Here is a 21,154-nt window from a genome sequence, read left to right on the forward strand (position 1 = left end):
GGGTGAGGGGGAGTCTCCGCGAGTCCGTCTCTCACCGTCTGCGCGGAGGCCCCCCCTCACCCCGACCCTCTCCCCGCAAGCGGGGAGAGGGGGACGAGCTCTTCCACCGCTCCGCAAAGCGGTGCAGTGGCATGACCATCTCGCACAAGTCCCGCCCCAGCGCCGTCAGCCCATAACCTCCGCCCTCTTCAAGCTCCACGAAGCCCGCCTCGCGCAGCTCCGTCAGCCGCGCCTGCAGCACCGTGGGCGAGGCGTCGTCGCAGGCGGTGCGCAAGGCGCGGGAGGTGAGGGGCTCGCCGCGCAACTCCCAGAGTATTCGCAGGCTCCAGCGCCGGCCGAGCAGGTCGAGCAGCACCATGATCGGGCGGCCCGTGCGCGAGCCGCGGACGCTATGTGTCTTGGAGTCGGCCTGTTTCGCCATCGGCGGTCCCTTGCGTGTCGCTACAGATAGTGTAGCGTCTTGCTACGATAAATGTAGCAAAGGAATTGGCCCATGTCCGAAGCCATACCGCGCATTGCCCCGCTCGCGCCGCCTTATCCCCCGGAGATCCAGGCGCAGTTCGATCGCATCATGCGCGGCGCGCCGCCGCTGATGCTGTTCCGTGTGATGGCGGGCCACAGCCCGTGCCTGGGACAAGTTTCGGGCCGGCGGCCTGCTCGATCCCGGCCCGCTCTCCCTGCGTCAGCGCGAGATCGTCATCGATCGCACCTGCGCGCTGAACGGATGCGAGTACGAGTGGGGCGTCCATATCGCGATCTTCGCCGGGCCGGCGAAGCTGACTGAGGAAGAGATCAGGGCGACCGTGCAGGGCGATGCGACGTCACCCTGTTGGTCGCCGGCCGAGCAGGCGCTGATCGCGGTGGTCGACGCGTTGCATCGCCGCGCGACGTTGAGCGACGAGGAGTTTGCCGCTCTGTCGGTGAACTACGACGAGGCGCAGATCCTGGAGATCATGCTCTTGTGCGGTTTCTACCGCACGGTGTCGTATCTGGCGAATGGGTTGCAACTGCCGCTGGAGGAGAATGCGGCGCGGTTTCCGGCTGCGCTCTAACCGACGATGGGGAGGCAGTTGCAGGCCACACGCACACCGTCATTCCGGGGCGCGCACTTGGCGCGAGCCCGGAAGCCATAGCGACAGAAACCCCGCGGCCCGATGGATCCCGGGCTCATCGCTTCGCGCTGCCCCGGGATGACGGGTAAACCTTACGCCACGCCGGCCCGCAGCAGGTCGTGCAGATGCACGATGCCCACCACCTTGCCCGCCTCGGTCACGACCAGCGTCGTGATCTTGCGGGTGTTCAGCACCTCGATCATCTCGGTGGCGAGCATCGAGGGCGGCACCGTCTTCGGCTGCTTCGTCATGATCTCGTCGACCGATGCCGTCAGCAGGTCCGGGCGCATGTGGCGGCGCAGATCGCCGTCGGTGATGATGCCGGCGACCTCGCTCGCGTCGTTGACGATGCAGACGCAGCCGAGACCCTTGGCCGACATCTCGACCACGGCCTCCGACATCATGGTGCCGAGCGGCTTGACCGGAATCTCGGCGCCCGTGCGCATGTAGTCGCGGACGAATTTCAGCATCGCGCCCAGCTTGCCGCCGGGATGGAAATGCGCGAACTCGAGCGCGGTGAAGCCGCGGCCTTCGAGCAGCGCGATCGCGATGGCGTCGCCGACCGCGACCTGCATCATGGTCGAGGTGGTCGGCGCCAGATTGTGCGGACAGGCCTCGCGCGCCTTCGGCAGCTCGATCACGATGTCGGCGGCTTGTCCCAGCGAGGACGCCGCGTTCGACGTCACCGCGATCATGGGAATCGCGAACCGCGCGGAATAATTCACGACGTTCTTCATCTCCGGCTGCTCGCCGGACCAGGACAGCGCCATGATGACGTCGTCGGTGGTGATCATGCCCAGGTCGCCATGACCGGCTTCGGCGGCGTGCACGAAGAAGGCGGGCGTGCCGGTCGAGGCCAGCGTCGCGGCGATCTTGCGCCCCATATGGCCCGACTTGCCGAGCCCGGTGACGATGACGCGGCCCTTGGCGTTGCGGATCAGGTCGACGGTCTTGGCAAACGCCTCGCCAAGCGGGCCGCGCAGTGCGGCTGCGAGCGCGTTGATGCCGCCGCTCTCCGTCTCCAGGGTGCGGAGCGCGGATTCGACGCTGTCGGGAATGGGTCCGGATGATGCGGTCATCAGCGGTTTCGAACTCGGCATGTTCTGGTCCAGGGAGGAGGGGGCATTCGCCCGGTCGGCGCCTGCTTAGCACGCCGCGCCTCCGGAAGCGACGCGCGCGCCAAGACCCTCAACGGGTCATTAACCATAATTGTTTTAACTCCATTAACGATGGTTCCCGCCTCGTCGTGGGGATGGTCGTGAAAGTGTTTGATTTCGTTGGAGTTATTCCATCGTGGGGTCGTCTCCAGGCACCGGCCGGAGCAAACGCGCGCAATTCCTGCGCGCCGCTTTGCCGTGCCTTGTGCCGGGTCTCGCGCTGACGGCCCTCGGAAGCGCTCCCGCAGGCGCCCAGAGCCTCACGCCCGACCTGTTCAATCCCAACCGCGGCGGCTTCGCCTCGCCAGAGACGCTGCCGACGCGGCGTACGGCGGGCGTGCCGCAGGCGCCGTCGGATGCGCTGCCGGCGCTGCCCGATCCCAGTGCCGATCCGCGCAAGCGGCAGCAGACACCGGCAACCTCGCGCATCGGTCAGGTCCCGACTTACGGCCTGCCTGCCGCCACCGGCGCGAGCAGCTCCGGCTACGACTCGCTCAACCGCAAGCGGCAGCAACCCAAGCTCTATCCGGGCCAGCCGAAGCCGAAGCGCGCGGCCGGTCCCGGCTCGCCGGTGCCGACCACAGCGCCGCCGCCGTCCACGCTCGGCCTGCCCAAGATCGCGCCGCCGCCATCGGCCTCCGCGAACAAGGCGCCGGTGCCGGCGGCGATGGCGGGCACCGTGCCCGGCCAGCCGCTGCGTCGCCGCCTCAAGGCGGATGACGATCCGTTCGGCGCCGTCGGCGACTATGCCGGCAGCTTCCTGATCAAGGGCGGGCTCGAACTCTCCACCGGCTACGACACCAATCCGGCGCGCCTCAACAAGCCGGTGGGATCACCGGTCTTCGTCGTTGCGCCTGATCTTCTGGTCGCGTCCGACTGGGAGCGCCACGCGCTGGTCGCCGACCTGCGCGGCTCGTTCTCCGGCTACACCAACAACATGCCGGCGACGATCGACGGTTTTGCTTCCCCCTCGCCGGTCGAGATCAATCGCCCCGATTTCACCGGCCATGTCGACGGCCGCCTCGACGTCGACCGCGATCTCAAGCTGACCTCGCAGCTGCGCCTGCGCCTTGCCACCGACAATCCCGGCAGCCCGAACGTGCAGGCCGGCCTGCAGAAATATCCTGTCTACGCCGCCTACGGCACCACTGTCGGCTTCGACCAGACCTTCAATCGCTTCCAGGTCGCCGCCGGCGCCACGGTCGATCGCACCGCCTACACGGACTCCAAGCTCACTGACGGCTCGACCTTCAGCAACAACGATCGCGACTTCAACCAGTATGGCGGCATCGGGCGCTTCTCCTACGACCTCAAGCCGGGCCTGAAGCCGTTCGTCGAGATCCAGGGCGACACCCGCGTCCACGACCAGGCCGCCGACCGCAACGGCTACTTGCGCGATTCGAACGGCGGCTACGCCAAGGTCGGCTCGTCCTTCGAGTTCTCGCGCATCCTCACCGGCGAGATCTCGGTCGGCTATTCCGCGCGCAATTACACCGATCCGCGTCTCAGCCAGCTGTCGGGCTTCCTGACCTCGGGCTCGCTGATCTGGAACGCGAGCGGCCTCACCACGGTGAAATTCGTCACCGACACGCAGATCGCCGAGACCACGGTCCCCGGCTCCTCGGGCGTGCTGGTGCGCACCTACGCGGCCGAAGTCGATCACGATTTCCGCCGCTGGCTCACCGCAATCGGCAAGTTCACCTACGGCACGCTCGACTACCAAGGCCAGAACCGCAACGACAAGACTTACTCGCTCGAAGGCAATCTGATCTACAAGCTCAACCGCAACATCTGGGTCAAGGGCACGCTGCGCCACGACATCCTGGATTCGAACCAGGCGGGATCGAGCTCGCAGGGGACGGTGGTGTTGGTGGGGGTGAGGCTGCAGAATTGAGAGCGGTACGCTTGCGCGTCTCATGAGACAAAGCCGAAGGCACGGCTCTCTCTCCGATCGTCATTCCGGGGCGCGCGAAGCGTGAGCCCGGAATCCATTCATCCATGAGTGCTGGGGCCTGATGGATTCCGGGCTCGCGCCAAGTGGCGCGCCCCGGAATGACAGACCCTACCGCGGCAGATCCGTCTTCCCCATCAGGAATGTATCGATCGACCGGGCGCACAGCCGGCCCTCGCGGATGGCCCAGACCACCAGCGACTGGCCGCGACGCATGTCGCCGGCGGTGAACACGTTCGGGCGCGAGGTCTGATAGTCGAGCGTGTTGGCCTTGACGTTGCCGCGCGGGTCGAGCTCGACCGAGAGCAGCTTGAGCAGACCCTCGTGCACGGGATGGACGAAGCCCATGGCGAGCAGGACGAGCTCGGCCTCGAGCTCGAACTCGGTGCCGGCGATCGGCTTGAACTTGTCGTCGACGTGGACGCAGTGCAGCTTCTTGACCTTTCCGTCCTCGCCGGAAAACTTCTGGGTCAGCACGGCGAACTCGCGCACCGCGCCTTCGGCCTGGCTGGAGGACGTCCGCATCTTCAGTGGCCAGTTCGGCCAGGTCAGGCCCTTGTTCTCGCGCTCAGGGGGAGCGGGCATGATCTCGAGCTGGGTCACCGAGAGCGCGCCCTGGCGCAGCGAGGTGCCGATGCAGTCGGATCCGGTATCGCCGCCGCCGATGACGACGACGTGCTTGCCGCCCGCAAGAATCTCCTGGACGCCGCCGAGCGGCTCCTCGGAGACGCGGCGGTTCTGCTGCGGCAGGAAGTCCATGGCGTAGTGGATCCCGGCGAGGTCGCGTCCGGGGATCGGCAGGTCGCGCGGGGCTTCCGCGCCGCCGGTCAGCGCCACGGCGTCGTACTCGTTGAGCATCTCGCGCGGATCGACATTGCCGTCAGCGCCGACATGGCTGTTGTAGTGGAAGGTGACGCCTTCGCCTTCCATCTGCTTGACGCGGCGGTCGATGACGCCCTTCTCCATCTTGAAGTCGGGGATGCCGTAGCGCAGCAGGCCGCCGGCCTTGGCGTACTTCTCGAACAGGTGCACGTCGTGGCCGGCTCGGGCGAGCTGCTGCGCGCAGGCCATGCCGGCCGGACCCGAGCCGATCACGGCGACCTTCTTGCCGGTCTTCACCGCAGCGACTTCAGGCTTCAGCCAGCCATTGTCCCAGGCGCGGTCGACGATCGCGCATTCGATGGTCTTGATGGTGACCGGGTTGTCGTCGATGTTCAGCGTGCAGGAGGCTTCGCACGGTGCCGGGCAGATGCGCCCCGTGAACTCCGGGAAATTGTTGGTCGAGTGCAGATTGCGCGAGGCCTCTTCCCAATTGCCCTGGTAGACGAGGTCGTTCCAGTCGGGGATCTGGTTGTTGACCGGGCAGCCGGGCGTGCCGGGCGCGACCGAGCCGGTGCCGTGGCAATAGGGAATGCCGCAGTTCATGCAGCGCGCCGCCTGGTCGCGCACCTCTTTCTCGGAGAGGGGAACGACGAATTCCTTGTAGTGCTTCACGCGCTCGGCGACCGGGGTGTACTTGCGGTCATGCCGTTCGATTTCCAGAAAACCCGTGATCTTGCCCATTAAACCCGAAGTCCCTGCCGCTTAAGTTCTTTGTTCTCTCACTCCTCATCCTGAGGAGCGGCGCGCGTTTCGCGCCGCGTCTCGAAGGATAGAGGCCCGGATGCTGACCTCATGGTTCGAGACGCGCCTTGCGCTCCTCACCATGAGGGCCTTTTTCTTACGCCCCGATCGCGATTTTCGGCTCGGCGTCCGCGTTGGCGGCCATTTCGCGCAGCGCGCGCCGGTACTCGACCGGCATCACCTTGCGGAATTTGGGCAGCCAGTCCTTCCAATTGGCGAGAATGTCGGCGGCGCGCTTGGAGCCGGTGGCTTTCGCATGGCGCGTGATCAGGACGTGCAGCCGCTCGACGTCGGAGGCGAGCAGATCCTTGAACACGTCGACCCGGCCATGGGCCTCGAGATCGCCGCTGGCGTGATAGGTGCCGGCGTTGATCAGTTCTTCCGACAGCACCGGCTCGAGCTCGACCATCGCCATGTTGCACAGCTTGTCGAAGTCACCGGTCTCGTCGAGCACATAGGCGATGCCGCCGGACATGCCGGCCGCGAAATTGCGCCCGGTCTTGCCGAGCACGACCACGATGCCGCCGGTCATGTATTCGCAGCAATGATCGCCCGCGCCCTCGACCACGGCGACCGCGCCCGAGTTGCGCACGGCAAAGCGTTCGCCGGCGATGCCGCGGAAGTAGCACTCGCCCTGAATGGCGCCGTACATCACGGTGTTGCCGACGATGATGCTCTCTTCCGGCACGATCGCGGAGTTCTTCGGCGGCTTGACGATGATCTTGCCGCCCGAGAGGCCCTTGCCGACATAGTCGTTGCCTTCACCCTCGAGCTCGAAGGTGACGCCGTGGGCGAGCCAGGCGCCGAAGGCCTGGCCGGCGGTGCCCTTGAGGCTGACATGGATGGTGTCGTGCGGCAGGCCGGCGTGGCCGTAGATCTTGGCGACCGCGCCCGACAGCATCGCACCGGCGGAGCGGTTGGTGCTGTTGATCGCAGCCTCGATCTTCACCGGCGCGCCGCGGTCGAGCGCAGGCTTGGCCTGCTCGATCAGCGTGCGGTCGAGCACGGCTTCCAGATGATGGTTCTGGCGCTCGGAGTGATAGATCTTCTGGCCCTTCTCTTCCTTCTGCTTGACGAACAGCTTGGAGAAGTCGAGGCCCTTGGCCTTCCAGTGCGCGACCAGCTTGGTCTGGTCGAGCAGCTGAACCTGGCCGACCATCTCGTTGAAGCTGCGGAAGCCGAGCGAGGCCATGATCTCGCGGACTTCTTCCGCGACGAAGAAGAAGTAGTTGATGACGTGCTCGGGTTGGCCGGTGAAGCGCTTGCGCAGCACGGGATCCTGGGTCGCGACGCCGACCGGGCAGGTGTTGAGATGGCACTTGCGCATCATGATGCAGCCGGCCGCAATCAAGGGCGCGGTAGCGAAGCCGAACTCGTCGGCGCCCAGCAGCGCGCCGATCACGACGTCACGGCCGGTGCGGAAGCCGCCGTCGACCTGGACCACGATGCGGCTGCGCAGCCGCTCGCGCACCAGGGTCTGGTGGGTTTCGGCAAGGCCGATCTCCCAGGGCGAGCCGGCATGCTTGATCGAAGTCAGGGGCGATGCACCGGTGCCGCCCTCGAAGCCCGCGATGGTGACATGGTCGGCGCGGGCCTTGGCGACGCCCGCGGCGACCGTGCCGACGCCGATCTCGGAGACGAGCTTGACCGAAACGTCGCCCGTCGGGTTGACGTTCTTGAGGTCGTAGATCAGCTGCGCCAGATCCTCGATCGAGTAGATGTCGTGGTGCGGCGGCGGCGAGATCAGGCCGACGCCCGGGGTCGAGTGACGCACCTTGGCGATGGTCGCGTCGACCTTGTGGCCGGGCAGCTGGCCGCCTTCGCCGGGCTTGGCACCCTGCGCCATCTTGATCTGCATCATGTCGGAGTTGACGAGATACTCCGTGGTGACGCCGAAGCGGCCGGAGGCGACCTGCTTGATCGCCGAGCGCATGGAATCGCCGTTCGGCATCGGCTTGAAGCGGTCGGCTTCCTCGCCGCCTTCACCGGTGTTCGACTTGCCGCCGATCCGGTTCATGGCAATCGCGAGCGTGGTGTGCGCCTCGCGCGAGATCGAGCCGAAGCTCATCGCACCGGTGGCGAAACGCTTGACGATGTCCTTGGCCGGCTCGACCTGGTCGATCGGGATCGGCTTGCGCTTCTCCTCCTCCGCGTTCTTGATCCGGAACAGGCCGCGCAGCGTCAAAAGGCGCTCCGACTGCTCGTTGAGGATCTTGGCGAAGGCGCGATAGCGCTCCTGCGAATTACCGCGCGCGGCGTGCTGCAGCAGCGACACCGATTCGGCGGTCCAGGCGTGGTCCTCGCCGCGGCTGCGATAGGCATATTCGCCGCCGACGTCGAGCGAAGTCTTGTAGACCTGCGCCTCGCCGAACGCGTCGGCATGACGGCGCACGGCTTCCTCGGCGATCTCGCCAAGGCCGACGCCCTCGACGCGGGTATGCGTTCCCGCGAAGAACTTTGCGACGAAATCAGCCTTCAGGCCGACCGCGTCAAAGATCTGCGCGCCGCAATAGGACTGGTAGGTCGAGATGCCCATCTTGGACATCACCTTGAGAAGGCCCTTGCCGATCGACTTGATGTAGCGCTTGACGATCTCGTAGTCGTCGAGCGAGCCGGGCAGGCGGTCCTTCATCGCGATGATGGTCTCGAACGCCAGGTACGGATTGATCGCCTCGGCGCCGTAGCCGGCCAGGCAGGCGAAATGATGCACTTCGCGCGGCTCGCCGGATTCGACGACGAGGCCGACCGAGGTGCGCAAGCCAGTGCGGATCAAATGATGATGCACGGCGGCGCAGGCCAGCAGCGACGGGATCGGCACACGATCGGTGCCGACCATGCGGTCGGACAGGATGATGATGTTGACGCCCTCGCGCACCGCGCTTTCCGCGCGCGCGCAAAGCTCGTCGAGCACCTGGTCCATGCCGGCCGCGCCGAGGCCGGCGTGGAAGGTGGTGTCCAGCGTGCGTGACTTGAAGTGGGTGTCGGCGACGTCGGAGATCGAGCGGATCTTCTCCAGGTCCGCGTCGGTCAGGATCGGCTGGCGCACTTCGAGACGCTTGGTCGTGGCCATGCCCTGCAGGTCGAACAGGTTCGGCCGCGGTCCGATGATGGAGACGAGGCTCATCACCAGCTCCTCGCGGATCGGGTCGATCGGCGGGTTGGTGACCTGCGCGAAGTTCTGCTTGAAATAGGTGAAGAGCGGCTTGGCCTTGTCCGACAGCGCCGAGATCGGCGTGTCGTTGCCCATCGAGCCCGCGGCTTCTTCGCCCGTGGCCGCCATCGGCGTCATCAGGATGGTGATGTCTTCCTGGCTGTAGCCGAACGCCTGCTGGCGATCGAGCAGCGACAGATTAGAGCGCGCGCCTGTGGTCGGGACCTTCGGCAGCTCCTCCAGCACGATCTGGGTCCGCTCCAGCCACTCCTTGTAGGGGTGGCTCTTGGCAAGCTCGGCCTTGATCTCGTCGTCGGGAATGAGACGACCCTGCTCGAGGTCGACCAGCAGCATCTTGCCGGGCTGCAGGCGCCACTTGGTGATGATCTGGTCCTCGGGGATCGTCAGCACGCCCATCTCGGACGCCATCACGATGCGGTCGTCCTTGGTGACGAGATAGCGCGCCGGCCTGAGGCCGTTGCGGTCGAGCGTGGCGCCGATCTGGCGGCCGTCGGTGAAGGCGATCGCGGCGGGACCGTCCCACGGCTCCATCAGCGCGGCGTGATATTCGTAGAAGGCGCGGCGCTTCTCGTCCATCAAGGGATTGCCGGCCCACGCCTCCGGAATCATCATCATGACGGCGTGCGGCAGCGAGTAGCCGCCCTGCACCAGGAATTCGAGCGCGTTGTCGAAACAGGCGGTGTCCGACTGTCCCTCATAGGAGATGGGCCAGAGCCGGTTGATGTCCTTGCCGTAGAGCTCGGAACTCACCGAGGCCTGGCGTGCCGCCATCCAGTTGGTGTTGCCGCGCAGCGTGTTGATCTCGCCGTTGTGCGCGATCATGCGGTAGGGATGCGCCAGCGACCAGGCCGGGAAGGTGTTGGTCGAGAAGCGCTGGTGAACCAGCGCGAGCGCGCTCTCGAAGTCCTTCTCGTGCAGATCGGGATAGTACTTGCCGAGCTGGTCGGCCAGGAACATGCCCTTGTAGATCACGGTGCGGCAGGACATCGAGCAGGGGTAATAGCCGGCGAGGCCGCGGTCGCGGCGCTGGTAGATCGCCTGCGAGATCGACTTGCGCAGGATGTAGAGCCGGCGCTCGAACTCGTCCTCGGTCTTGGCGGTGCCGTTGCGGCCGATGAACACCTGCATGCAGGCGGGCTCGGTCGGCTTCACGGTGACGCCGAGCGAGGAATTGTCGGTCGGCACGTCGCGCCAGCCCAGCAGGGTCAGGCCCTCTTCCTTGATCTGGTCGGCGATGATGCTCTTGATGACGTTGCGCCAGGCGGTGTCGCGCGGCATGAACAGCGCGCCGATGGCGTATTCGCCCGGCGCGGGCAGCGTGAAGCCGAGCTCCTTGGCCTTGCGGCTGAAGAAGGCGTGCGGGATCTGCACCAGGATGCCGGCACCGTCACCGGCGCGCGGGTCGGCGCCGACGGCGCCGCGGTGCTCGAGATTGCAGAGGATGCTCAGCGCGTCCGAGACGATCGCGTGCGACTTCTGGCCCTTGATGTTGGCGATGAAGCCGACGCCGCAGGAGTCCTTTTCCAGGCTCGGATCGTACAGGCCTTCGGCTGTGGGGCGCGAATTGTGCTCTTGAATCGGTGAGGTGATCGGATCGGTCGTTTTCGAGGCGACCGTCGCCGACAGCTGTTCTGCCACGATGTTTGCGCGCTCGAATTGCGACCCGTTCATTGTTCCTGTCCTCTCCGTGCGGCAAGCTGTCTCACCGCCATCAGCGGCGCACCTTGGGCGTTCCGCGGCACCCGCCTCTGGGTCACCGCTCGTCCACTCGCGAGCCGCATTTTCTTAAATTCGGGCCAAGGCGTTCTTCGTCCCCGAGAACGGCTTTGCCCGTTGCCTTATGGTGCTCGAAAGCACCGGTTTTCGCTGCAATCCCTATGCCGGGAACCGCAAGCAAAATGAGACAGTCTTCCTGTCCTAACCATCACCTTGCCAAATTTTTGTCTATCACACAAGCGCGCGGAAGTCCCGATTCCCGATAAGTCAATCGATCGCTTTCCAAAAGTTGCGCAGTCCCGGTTTTGAGGCAAACGCGCCCCGATCCGGCCCTGTGGACGCCGGAATCCCGGATGAAGCTTCGGATCAACCCTTCGGAAGGCGCGCCACGCCGCAAGAAGCGAAAGAGCGCGAGGCTTCGGGGGCCTGACAGGAGCGTGTCGATCGATGAAGTTTTTCACAGGTTGTGTGGCTGCCGCCACGCTGGCACTCGCCATGAGCGCCGGGCAGCAGCAGGTTTCGGCCCAAGTTCCCGCAAGCGGTATCGCGAGAGGGGCGGTGATCGCGGTGTCGGATTTCGACGGTCCCTATGCGCCGGGCGAAGCCGCGCCGCCCCCGCCGCCTCGTTACGGCCAAGGCTACGGTTACGGCCAAGGCTACAGCTATGGCTACGAGGAGGGCGGCCCGGCGCCGGCGCTGCTGCCGGCCACCGAGGTCTATGCCGTGCTGCGCGACAACGGCTTCTCGCCGCTCGGCATCCCGCGCCTGCGCGGCAATGTCTACACCATCGCGGTGATCGACCGCCGCGGCGACGACGGTCGGCTGGTGATCGATGCTCGCGACGGGCGGATTTTGCGCTTCATGCCCGCCGCCGACGCCTACGGCATGGCGCCGCCCTACGAGGAGCGTGCGGTCGCGCCGTATGGGCCGCAGACCGCGCTGCCGCCGCCGACCGTGATCCGCAGCGGTCCGCCGCGGCCGCCGGCCGCGATCCCGCATGTCGCGAGCCGCACCGTGCCGCTGCCCAAGGCCGCCCCGCGACGCGGCGAGACGCCGGTTGCCGCCACCAAGCCGGCGGAACCCGCGCCGCAGCAGGTGCAAGCGCCTCAGGCCCCACAGCAGACCGCAGCCGCGCAGGCAAAGCCCGCGGAGGCGGCCCCGCAGGCCCCGGCTCCTACCGTCGGCCAGGCCAAGCCGGCCCCGACGATCCTGCCGACGCAGGAGATGCCGGCTGCACAGGGGCTGGATTAGTCCTGCGGGTGTGGTGCGACGGTGCTGGCCCCACCCACGCTGTCGTCCCTGCGTTCGCAGGAACGACAGCGGGGAGGAAGCTGAACAAAACAAAAGGCGCCTGAGAATGCTCAGGCGCCTTTGTTGCATGAGGCGATCGTTCCTCAGCTCCGCGGATACCCCGCAGCCTCCAGGATCAGATTCGCGACTTCCTTCGGGTGCGAGACCAGCGAGAGGTGGCCGGCATCGAGCTCGATCGTGGTGGCGTTCATGCGCTTGGCGAGGAAGCGTTCGAGATCGGGATTGATGGTGTAGTCGTTCTTCGACACCGCGTACCAGCTCGGCTTGGAGCGCCATGCCGCCTCGGTGGTGCGGCCGGCGAAGATCGAGGCGGCCGTCGGCCATTGCACCGCGTAGAGCTCCCTGGCCTGCTCCGGCTTCACGCCATTGGCGAAATACTTCAGGAACGAGTCCTCCGAGAGCTTGGTGTAACCATCGCGCTCGACAATGCCGGCGCGCACCGGACCGGTCGGAAACTGCTTCGACAGCGCGACAAAATCCTCGTCCGCATCGGGCGCGCGGGCGGCGACATAGACGAGTCCGGTCACCTTCGGATCGGTACCCACTTGGCTGATCACGGTGCCGCCCCAGGAATGCGCGACCAGCACGGTCGGTCCGTCCTGCTCGGCCAGCGCGTGCTTGGTCGCCTCGACCGAGTCCGCAAGCGACGATAGCGGATTCTGCACGGCGGTCACGTGCAGGCCAGCGGCCTGCAGGATCGGGATCACCTCCGACCAGCTCGAGCCATCGGCCCAGGCGCCGTGCACCAGCACGACGTTCTTCGCCTTCACCGTTTGCGGCGTCTGTGCGTGAGCGAGGCTGAGGGGGGCTGCCAAAAGGCTCGCGGCGACGAAAAGGCTGCGCCAGAAAGTCATGGTCGTTCTCCGTCTTGTTTTGGGTTCGATATCCAAATGACGAGGCGCAGGGCGGTGTGGTTACGCCGGTTCACCGCTCTGTGATGCGGCGCAATAATTCGGCTACGCCGTTCGCAATCGTTGAGCTCCGGCAAGGTATGGAATGTCCGTCGTTCGGTATTCCTTCCGCGCACGAAAAAAACGCCCCGGGGCACCGGGGCGTTTTCTCAAACCTGGAAGTGACGCGGGATTTACGCGGCGGCTTGCGCGGCCGAGTTCTCGATCACCTGCGCTTTCGGCGCGCTGGTATTGATCGCGATCTGGCGCGGTTTCTTCGCCTCGGGAATCTCGCGAACGAGATCGACGTGAAGCAGACCGTTCTCGAGCGAGGCGTCCTTCACCTGCACGAAGTCGGCAAGCTGGAAGGCACGCTCGAAGGCGCGGGCGGCGATGCCGCGATACAGCACTTCGGACTTCGAGTTCTCGTTGGCGACCTTCTCGCCCTTGATCGTCAGCGTATTTTCCTTCGCGACGATGGAGAGCTCGTCCTTGGCAAAGCCCGAAACCGCAACGGTGATGCGGTAGGTGTTCTCGCCGGTACGCTCGATGTTATAGGGGGGATAACCGGGGCTTCCGTCCGAGCTGGCCTGGTCGAGCAGGTTGAAGAGGCGGTCGAAGCCGACGGTGGAACGATAAAACGGGGTGAGATCGTAGCTACGCATGGTCAAGTCCTCCATTGAGCGACTGTTTGGCAACCCGCCCGCCAATCGGGCCGGGCTTTCGTCTGTGTGCAGCCTGATGTTCCGGTTCCGAAACACTGGTAGCGGCCTGCACGAAGGTGATATGGGTGGAGCGAGACGGCGTTCAAGAGGGCGGCATTTGCGCCTTTTCGGCGCTTTGGCCCCTTGATTTGCAGCACTTGCCGCCCAAGCACCTCCAATATGACGCTGGTCTCGATCCCGTCCAACCCCGTTCCCGAAAACGTCGTCAGCGGCACCATCAAGACCCCCGATGGCGTCGAGCTGCGCTTTGCGCGCTGGGCGCCGCCGGCTGGCCGCAAGGGCACGGTCTGCGTCTTCACCGGGCGCAGCGAGCAGATCGAGAAATATTTCGAGACCGTGCGCGACCTGCGCGACCGCGGCTTTGCGGTGGCGATGATCGACTGGCGCGGGCAGGGTCACTCCTCGCGCCGCCTGCGCGACCCGCGCAAGGGCTATGTCCGCGATTTCTCCGATTTCGAGATCGACGTCGAGGCCTTCGTGCAGCAGGTGGTGCTGCCGGATTGCCCGCCACCGTTCTTCGCGCTGGCGCACTCCATGGGAGGCACGGTCATGCTGCGGGTCGCGCATGCGGGCAAGCGCTGGTTCGACCGCATGGTGCTGTCGGCGCCGATGATCGACCTCCCCGGCCGCACCACCTCGTTTCCGGTGCGTGCGTTGCTGAAGACGATGCGCCTGCTCGGGCAGGGCGGCCGTTACGTCCCCGGCGGCAGCGACCGCATCACCGGGCTCGATCCCTTCATCAACAATCCCGTGACCAGCGATCCCGTCCGCTATGCACGCAATGCCGCGATCCTGGAGGAGGACCCGACCCTCGGGCTGGCATCGCCGACGGTTGCCTGGGCCGATACCGCCTTCCGGGCGATGCACACCTTCAAGGGCGTGAACTATCCCTCGCAGATCCGCCAGCCGATCCTGATGCTGGCGGCCTCCAACGACACCGTGGTCTCGACCGCGGCGATCGAGGAGTTCGCCTATCATTTGCGCGCCGGCTCCCATCTGGTGATCGCCGGCTCAAAGCACGAGATCCTCCAGGAGCAGGACCGCTACCGCTCCCAGTTCTGGGCCGCCTTCGACGCCTTCGTGCCGGGCACGCCGCTGTTCAAGTGAGGGGGCGCGTCAGGTGCTGCAAACTCCGTCATGCCCGGGCTTGTCCCGGGCATCCACGGTCTTTGTGCCGCGGAGCAAGACGTGGATGGCCGGGACAAGCCCGGGCATGACGGCGACGAAGATCTCTGGTCGCCCTACAGCGTCTTCAGATACTCGATCAGATCGTAGCGCTCGGCATCGTCCTTGAACTCGCGGCCGATGACGCCGTCGCGCTTCGGCTCGCCCGGCTTGCGTTCGAAGGAATGGCCGAGCACGCTGTTGCCCTGGATCGGCTGGCCGTCAGATCCCATTGCCGAGAACTCGGTTTCGCCCGTCTTGCACTTCTCGTTTGCGGTCACGGCAAAGCCGACGGTCACGGGATCATAGTCGCGGCGGCCCATGCAGAATTTGGTCGGGCGCTCGCTCGCCGGCTTCAGCAGCCAATACAGCGAGGGCACCGAGCCATTGTGCAGGTAGGGCGCCGTGGCCCAGATGCCGTTCAGGGGCCGCGCGCGATAGCGCGGATCAGGCGCCGGATTGAGACAGTTCTTGCGCGCCAGATTCCACATTTTGGCGCGTTCCGCCTCTGGGACCTTCTCGTCGTCCATCCATTTGCGGGCGACCAGATCGACCACCGTCATGAGGCCGAGCGCATAGACCATCTCATTGGGCGACTTGCTCGCGGTCGGGATGTCGCATTGCCACCATGTCTGGAGGTCGGCCGTGTTCACCTTCAGGAAGCTGGGCACATCGACGATCCTGTTGCTGAGCACGAGCGACTGCTCGGGATCGGTGCTGATCTCCTTGAGCGGGATCGTGACGGCGTTCAGCACCTTGCTGTCGCCGCTCGGCTCCCAATGCGACGAGGACCAGAACGCGTCGGTGTTGACGGCTGGCAGGTGACATCCCGAGCACATCTCCTCGTAGATCTTGCGGCCATTTTCGGCCTTCTTCTGATCGATCCTCCAGGCGTCACCGAGGATCTGCGACGGCCATTGCGGCGAACGCAGGCCGCCGAACGTCTTCTTGGGATCGGGCGACTTGAACGGATCGGGGCCTCGGAGCATGTCCTCGATCCAGCCGAGCGTCCTGATGTTCACCGAAGAGCGCCACAGCCGGTCCTCCGGATAGGCGTCGGACAGATTGAGCAGCGCGGTGACGCCGAGCGCTTCGCCGGCATTGCGGATCAGCGGCTGCTCGATCGAGGCGTCATATTGGGCGAACTTGAACCAGGGCACGGTCCAGATCGCGGGGTAGCTGACCGGCGCATCCTGGGCGTGCAGGTTCTTCTCGAATCCCTTGACCCCGCTGAGCGCGAGGTCCTGCGAGAAGACCTGGTTTCCGATGCGATTGAGAGCGTCGAGGCGGCCAAACCCTTCCTCGGTGTCCTGCTGCTGCCTGCCGTTCCAGGTCTTCTTGCCTTCAACCGTCTTCTGCTGGGTCTTCGCCCAGTCGATCAGGAATGTGCCGATCGCGCTGAGCTTCTGCTTGAGCGCGGCGCGGTCCGCCTTGCTGGCGTCAGGGCCGAGCACGCGGTCGGCAAAGCGGTTGAAGCGGAACGGGACGTACAGCGTGTAGGCGATCGACAGGCCGGTGGAGAGCTCCAGCTTCTTGAGGTCGGTCATCGCCGGGCCGCCGTCGAAGCGGACGTCCACGCCCTGGTAATGGATCTGGCCGGTGTGGCAGGCCGAGCAGGTCAGTCCGATCTTGTCCTCCTCGCGACGGCCGGTCGCGGGATCGACGACGCCGGTCATCCGCGCGAAGCCGACCGGCAGGCCGTCGACGTTCTCCGCCGGCGTCCACCTGGTCGACCAATCCGGCACCTGCGTCGTCTCATAGACGTTGGCGTAACCGAAGCGGCGCAACGTCGTCGTGTCGGTCTGGATCGACTGCGGGCTCGGGATGAAGCCGAAGCGTTCGAGATAGGCGCTGTCCTTCATCATGCCCGGCTTCGAGAGCAGATGCAGGCGCGGCTGCTCCAGCGCCATGAACCATTCATAGGGCACCGGGAAGGTCGCGGTACCCTGGCTGGCATGATGGAACCAGTGCCGATCCTTCAGCGACCAGTTCTGGTCGAGCCAGAAAGCTGCCTTCGTCGCGGGGACCGTGGGCAAGGGCGGCGGCAGAAGGTTCACCAGGATGCCCTTTTGCGGCAGCATGGCGCGGACCTGGTTGGGGAATTCGGCCACCGCGACGAGGCCAACGAGCCCGATGGCGATCAGCCAGGCTGCAAGCTTGAGGGCGCCGCGCACCACGCGCTGGCAGGTCGACAGCGCCGGCGGCACCAGAAGCTGGTTGATGCGCGCGGGGAATTGGCGCTCGTTGAACAGCGTGCGCACGTCGGCGACGCTGAGATAGCGATCCTCGCCCGTACCCTTGCCGATGATCTTCAGGAGGATCGGCCATTCGAACTTCATCAGCAGCGGGTAGTACCAGCGCGCGGCGCTGCCGGCGCGCTTGAGGTTGTCGCGCATGAAGACGTCGATTTCCGAGGCGTTGAGGCCCGGTTCGGAGCCGCCGTTCGGGTCGGTGTAAGTCCGGCCGAAACTGGCGAACCGCGCGATCTCGTCTTCGTTGACCTTGCCGTCGACGCCGAGGATGCGCGAGCCGGCGCCGCGCTTGTCCAGCGGACCGCCGCGCAGCGCGTCGAGCTGTGCGCCCGAGAAGATGCTCTTGAGGATGTGACCGAGACCGTTGGCGATCAGCGCCACGCCGCGGACCTGGAAGCGAGCAGAGGCCTTTTTCAGCCCGGTCTCGCCGGTCGCATTCGCGATCGTCTCGGACAGCTTGCCGAGCGGGACAGTGCCGCCCTCGACGAAGCCTTCGCCGACGAGGCCGCGCAGGAACGGGCAGGGATTGTTCGGCGAGACCTGGATCGAGGGGGTGAATGGCGGTTTCGAAGCGGGGTCATGCATGGCCCAAAATCCTGAAAACGGCGAATCGTGAAATGGCGCGCCGATCAAGCGCGGAAAGTCCTAACAAACCGACAGCAAGCTATACTACTTGAGCGTGTGGCGAAGTGTGGCCGAATTCACTGTCCTGTCAACAAAAGCGGGCGTGTTCCGGCCAAGAATGCGGGACCGACCGGGGGCCTCGCGGCCCGCCCGTCAGGATTCGGCGGCGCGTTTGACGTCGCTCTGGACCAGGGTCAGCTTGCCGAGCGGCACGCCGGCCTTCAGCAGCCCCTCGCGATAATGGGCGAGATTCTCGGGCTTCTTCCAATGGAAGTTGCGCAAGTGACGATCGAGATTGAGGGTCGGGTAATTGCGCATCAGCACCGAGGTTGCCTCGCTCGCCTCGGCGGTCCGCCCCAATTGGGCCAGGGCCGCGGCGCGGATCGCCAGCGCCTGCATGTGGTTGGGGTTGACGTAAAGCTGCTCGCGCGCCCATGACAGGGTCGCGTCATATTGGCGCAACAAATAATGGCTGAAGGCGTTCAGCGCCGCCCATTGATAGCGCGGGTCGCTGTTGTCGCGCTGCGCCGCCATCGAGAACAGCTCGATCGCCTCGCGGTGCTCGCCGATGACGAAATGGCAGATGCCGAGCACGCCGCGTGCGCCGTTGTCATAAGGGTTGAGCGCGACTGCCCGCTTGGCAGCGTCCATCGCGGCCTCGTAATGCCCCTCCATGGCATGAGCCCATGACAGGATCGAGAACGCGAAGGAGGAGCGCGGGTCGAGCCGGACGCTGGTTTCGGCGAGGCTCATCGCCTCGGCCCACATCTCGCGCGTGCCCTTGACCCAGCCGAACTGGATGCTCTGGATCTGGATCGTGGCGAGATAGGCGTGCGCAATCGACAGTTTTGGATCGAGCCTGATGGCCTGCCGGAACAGGTCGACCGCGGCGGCCAGGTCTTCCTTGGTCTGCCTGTAATAATGCGACAGGCCCTTGAGGAAGCGGTCCCAGGCGGTCACGTCGGTCGAGAGCCGCGCCGGCGCCGAGGCTTCCGCCCGGACGATCTCGGTGGCGATGGCGGCGGACAAATTGGTGGTGATCTCGTCCTGCATCGCGAAGAGATCGCCGATGTCGCGGTCGTAGCGGCCGGTCCAGAGCTGCTCGCCGGTCTCCGGGGCGATCAGCTCGGCGGTGACGCGGATCTTGGCGCCGGCGCGCCGCACCGAGCCCTGGATCAGATAGGTGGCGTCGATCTCGCGCGCGATCAGGCGCGTGCTGGTGTTCTTGCCCTTGAAGGCGAAGGTCGAGTTGCGACTCAGCACGCGATAGAATGATTGCAGCGACAGCGCGTGGATCAGATCCTCGGTGAGGCCGTCGGAGAAATATTCGTCCTGGGCGTCGCTGAGATTGGCGAAGGGCAGCACGCCGACGATCGCGGTGCGGTATTGTTGCGAGAGGGTGGATGCCTCCCGGAGCTCGGGCGCGAGCGCCGGTGCGCCCTCGGGCGTCCAGGTAAAGACCCCGAGCGGATCCTTGATGTTCTTGAAGCGATGGTTGCCGGCATCGACCAGCGGCACGGCGAGATGCTTGCCGGCTTCGCGATAGGCCTTGGCCGAGATCGCGAAACCGCCGGGGCTCGCCACCGATTCCAGCCGGACGGCAATGTTGACATCGTCACCGAACACCTCGTCCTCGTCGGCGATGACGTCGCCCATGTGGATGCCGAGGCGGAACTGCATGGCGCGGTCGGCGGGAAGATGGTGATTGCGCTCCGCCATCAGCGTCTGCATCGCGATCGCGGCCTCGGTGGCGCCGACGATGGAGGGGAACTCCAGCAGGAAGCCGTCGCCGGTGTTCTTCACGACGCGGCCGCCGTGATTGAGAATGATGGGGTGGATCGCGGCACGATGAGCCTTGAAGGCGGCATGGGTGCCGGCCTCGTCGCTGCCCATCATGCGCGAATAGCCGGCGACATCGGCGCAGACGATGGCAGCCAGACGTCTTTCCATATTCTCGGAGCTCCAAGGGAGGACAGACCGGCCACGACGTGGCGGTCGCCTCGAATCCCGCATTTCAAGAACCTTGCCTTTATAGAGCAGATGCGGCCGAGCGATAGTAGGATCCGCATTGCAAATTCGAGGTAAATCCTCCGCAATCCCGGTGGTGGACGGAGAGGGACGAACCGACTAAGCCGTGCGCCGGGGCCGACGGTGAGGGCACGTCACATATGTTGGGCATTCACGAAATCTGGCTGTTCATCCTGTCGGGCGTGCTGCTCAACATCACGCCGGGGCCGGACTCGGTCTACGTCATCGGCCGCAGCATGCAGATGGGCTGGCGGGGCGGCGCCGCCGCCGCATTCGGCATCAGTTGCGGCTGCTTTGTTCACGTTGCTGGCGCAGCGATCGGCCTTTCGGCTTTGTTGATGGCTTCATCCACCGCCTTCTCGATCCTGAAGCTGGTCGGCGCGGCCTATCTGGTCGTCACGGGATTGCAGATGCTGTGGTCGCAGCCGGTGCTGACGGCGGTGAAGGATGAAGCCGAGCGGAGCTCGCTGCGGCGGGTCTTCCTCCAGGGCGTCTTCACCAACGCACTCAATCCCAAAGTCGCGCTGTTCTTCCTGGCCTTCCTGCCGCAATTCGTCGCAGCCGATTCGCCGCACAAGCCGATCGCCTTCCTGACGCTGGGCCTGATCTTCATCTTCACGGGAACGCTGTGGTGCCTGGTGCTGGCGGCGTTCGCGGCGAAAGCCGCTCACCGGCTGCGCCAGTCCGAAGGCGCGATCGCCTGGGTCAATCGCGCGCTGGGCGGTCTCTTCATCTATCTCGGCATCCGCGTCGCCATGCTGGAGACGCGGTAGTCTCATTCGAACGAATGAGGCTCGGAGCGCAATCGGCCCAGGAGAGGTCGCGCGGGGGAGGTCTTGATGATTCGTGGAAGCTGTCTGTGCGGCGCCGTGCGTTTCGAGATCGATCAGGTGCGCGCGCTGACGCACTGCCACTGCACCAATTGCCGCAAGCTGACCGGCGCGGCCTTCGCAACCTACGCCCATGTCGATGCCGACAAGTTTCGCTTCGTGGCGGGCGAGGACGCGACCGTGGCTTACGAATCCGCGCCGGGCAGTTTCCGCCATCGCTGCAAGGTTTGCGGCTGCCTGACGCCGGGCAAGGCAAGCTATCTGCCGACCGTCAGCATTCCCGCCGGCCTGCTCGACGATGATCCGCAAGTCAGGCCCCGCCTGCACGTCTTCACCTCGTCACGCGCGCCGTGGTGGACGATCGAGGATGATCTGCCCCAGCATGAAAAATGGGTGCCGGGTTACGAGCCGAAATCCTAGAGCGTTGAGCGAAGTGGACACCGGTTCGCGTGAAGAAAACGCGTCAAAACAAGAATCTAGAGCTTCGGTTCTGATTCGATCAGAACCGAAGCTCTAAAGCGCGATGAGATTTGGATGAATCGTCATCGCGCTTTAGGTTGTTGTTTGCGCATGATCTTTCCGGAAAACCGCTTCGCACT

At 65.4% G+C, this 21,154-nt stretch carries 13 protein-coding genes and 1 pseudogene; 6 read left to right on the top strand and 8 right to left on the bottom strand.

Annotated features, from left to right (window positions below):
* Positions 1-31 precede the first annotated feature (31 nt).
* A complete protein-coding gene (locus tag UNPF46_RS33330; RefSeq protein ID WP_142252905.1) occupies positions 32-421 on the bottom strand; it encodes a winged helix-turn-helix transcriptional regulator in 390 nt (129 codons plus the stop codon).
* A gap of 72 nt (positions 422-493) precedes the next feature.
* Between UNPF46_RS33330 and UNPF46_RS33335 the strand changes: the two are divergent.
* Positions 494-1,052, top strand: a pseudogene (locus tag UNPF46_RS33335) (carboxymuconolactone decarboxylase family protein).
* Between the two features lie 152 nt (positions 1,053-1,204).
* Here UNPF46_RS33335 and UNPF46_RS33340 read toward each other — a convergent pair.
* Positions 1,205-2,212, bottom strand: coding sequence for a KpsF/GutQ family sugar-phosphate isomerase (locus UNPF46_RS33340; RefSeq protein ID WP_100175935.1), 1,008 nt, complete (start codon positions 2,210-2,212; stop codon positions 1,205-1,207).
* Between the two features lie 193 nt (positions 2,213-2,405).
* On the opposite strand from UNPF46_RS33340, the gene UNPF46_RS33345 reads away from it, so the two are divergent.
* Positions 2,406-4,163 (top strand): outer membrane beta-barrel protein, encoded by a 1,758-nt coding sequence (locus UNPF46_RS33345; protein ID WP_142252906.1) that lies wholly within the window; start codon positions 2,406-2,408, stop codon positions 4,161-4,163.
* Between the two features lie 168 nt (positions 4,164-4,331).
* Here UNPF46_RS33345 and UNPF46_RS33350 read toward each other — a convergent pair whose 3' ends face one another.
* Both UNPF46_RS33350 and gltB read right to left on the bottom strand, forming a co-directional pair.
* Positions 4,332-5,783: a glutamate synthase subunit beta gene (locus tag UNPF46_RS33350; RefSeq protein WP_100175933.1), complete on the bottom strand. Its 1,452-nt coding sequence runs from the start codon at positions 5,781-5,783 to the stop codon at positions 4,332-4,334.
* Between the two features lie 157 nt (positions 5,784-5,940).
* Complete coding sequence (gene gltB / locus UNPF46_RS33355) at positions 5,941-10,686, bottom strand: glutamate synthase large subunit (protein WP_142252907.1); 4,746 nt, start codon at positions 10,684-10,686, stop codon at positions 5,941-5,943.
* Between the two features lie 492 nt (positions 10,687-11,178).
* Between gltB and UNPF46_RS33360 the strand changes: the two genes are divergently transcribed.
* Entirely contained in the window at positions 11,179-11,982 is an 804-nt protein-coding gene (locus tag UNPF46_RS33360; protein WP_142252908.1) for a hypothetical protein, read from the top strand.
* Between the two features lie 143 nt (positions 11,983-12,125).
* Here the strand turns inward: UNPF46_RS33360 and UNPF46_RS33365 are convergent, their stop codons facing one another.
* Entirely contained in the window at positions 12,126-12,896 is a 771-nt protein-coding gene (locus UNPF46_RS33365; protein ID WP_142252909.1) for an alpha/beta fold hydrolase, read from the bottom strand.
* A gap of 230 nt (positions 12,897-13,126) precedes the next feature.
* On the bottom strand, positions 13,127-13,597 hold the full coding sequence (locus UNPF46_RS33370) for an Hsp20 family protein (RefSeq protein ID WP_174718818.1): 471 nt from the start codon (positions 13,595-13,597) through the stop codon (positions 13,127-13,129).
* Positions 13,598-13,816: 219 nt separating this feature from the next.
* Between UNPF46_RS33370 and UNPF46_RS33375 the strand changes: the two genes are divergently transcribed.
* On the top strand, positions 13,817-14,764 hold the full coding sequence (locus UNPF46_RS33375) for an alpha/beta hydrolase (RefSeq protein ID WP_100175928.1): 948 nt from the start codon (positions 13,817-13,819) through the stop codon (positions 14,762-14,764).
* Between the two features lie 134 nt (positions 14,765-14,898).
* Here UNPF46_RS33375 and UNPF46_RS33380 read toward each other — a convergent pair whose 3' ends face one another.
* Together UNPF46_RS33380 and UNPF46_RS33385 are read right to left on the bottom strand one after the other, a co-directional pair.
* Complete coding sequence (locus tag UNPF46_RS33380) at positions 14,899-17,658, bottom strand: di-heme-cytochrome C peroxidase (protein ID WP_142252910.1); 2,760 nt, start codon at positions 17,656-17,658, stop codon at positions 14,899-14,901.
* A gap of 192 nt (positions 17,659-17,850) precedes the next feature.
* On the bottom strand, positions 17,851-19,647 hold the full coding sequence (locus UNPF46_RS33385) for an adenylate/guanylate cyclase domain-containing protein (RefSeq protein ID WP_181770233.1): 1,797 nt from the start codon (positions 19,645-19,647) through the stop codon (positions 17,851-17,853).
* Positions 19,648-19,865: 218 nt separating this feature from the next.
* On the opposite strand from UNPF46_RS33385, the gene UNPF46_RS33390 reads away from it, so the two are divergent.
* Positions 19,866-20,498, top strand: coding sequence for a LysE family translocator (locus UNPF46_RS33390; protein WP_100175925.1), 633 nt, complete (start codon positions 19,866-19,868; stop codon positions 20,496-20,498).
* A gap of 66 nt (positions 20,499-20,564) precedes the next feature.
* The gene (locus tag UNPF46_RS33395) at positions 20,565-20,975 is read left to right on the top strand and encodes a GFA family protein (protein WP_142252912.1); all 411 of its coding nucleotides are present in this window, start codon (positions 20,565-20,567) and stop codon (positions 20,973-20,975) included.
* Positions 20,976-21,154 lie beyond the last annotated feature (179 nt).

Origin of the sequence: Bradyrhizobium sp. UNPF46 (assembly GCF_006658625.1) — a bacterium.
Classification (GTDB): domain Bacteria; phylum Pseudomonadota; class Alphaproteobacteria; order Rhizobiales; family Xanthobacteraceae; genus Bradyrhizobium; species Bradyrhizobium nitroreducens.

What these genes read in the sequence shown, in the direction of transcription:
- UNPF46_RS33330 (WP_142252905.1), bottom strand. Translation starts at nt 421, where the DNA reads ATGGCGAAACAGGCCGACTCCAAGACACATAGCGTCCGCGGCTCGCGC.
- UNPF46_RS33340 (WP_100175935.1), bottom strand. Translation starts at nt 2,212, where the DNA reads ATGCCGAGTTCGAAACCGCTGATGACCGCATCATCCGGACCCATTCCC.
- UNPF46_RS33350 (WP_100175933.1), bottom strand. Translation starts at nt 5,783, where the DNA reads ATGGGCAAGATCACGGGTTTTCTGGAAATCGAACGGCATGACCGCAAG.
- gltB (WP_142252907.1), bottom strand. Translation starts at nt 10,686, where the DNA reads ATGAACGGGTCGCAATTCGAGCGCGCAAACATCGTGGCAGAACAGCTG.
- UNPF46_RS33360 (WP_142252908.1), top strand. Translation starts at nt 11,179, where the DNA reads ATGAAGTTTTTCACAGGTTGTGTGGCTGCCGCCACGCTGGCACTCGCC.
- UNPF46_RS33365 (WP_142252909.1), bottom strand. Translation starts at nt 12,896, where the DNA reads ATGACTTTCTGGCGCAGCCTTTTCGTCGCCGCGAGCCTTTTGGCAGCC.
- UNPF46_RS33370 (WP_174718818.1), bottom strand. Translation starts at nt 13,597, where the DNA reads ATGCGTAGCTACGATCTCACCCCGTTTTATCGTTCCACCGTCGGCTTC.
- UNPF46_RS33375 (WP_100175928.1), top strand. Translation starts at nt 13,817, where the DNA reads ATGACGCTGGTCTCGATCCCGTCCAACCCCGTTCCCGAAAACGTCGTC.
- UNPF46_RS33380 (WP_142252910.1), bottom strand. Translation starts at nt 17,658, where the DNA reads ATGCATGACCCCGCTTCGAAACCGCCATTCACCCCCTCGATCCAGGTC.
- UNPF46_RS33385 (WP_181770233.1), bottom strand. Translation starts at nt 19,647, where the DNA reads ATGGAAAGACGTCTGGCTGCCATCGTCTGCGCCGATGTCGCCGGCTAT.
- UNPF46_RS33390 (WP_100175925.1), top strand. Translation starts at nt 19,866, where the DNA reads ATGTTGGGCATTCACGAAATCTGGCTGTTCATCCTGTCGGGCGTGCTG.
- UNPF46_RS33395 (WP_142252912.1), top strand. Translation starts at nt 20,565, where the DNA reads ATGATTCGTGGAAGCTGTCTGTGCGGCGCCGTGCGTTTCGAGATCGAT.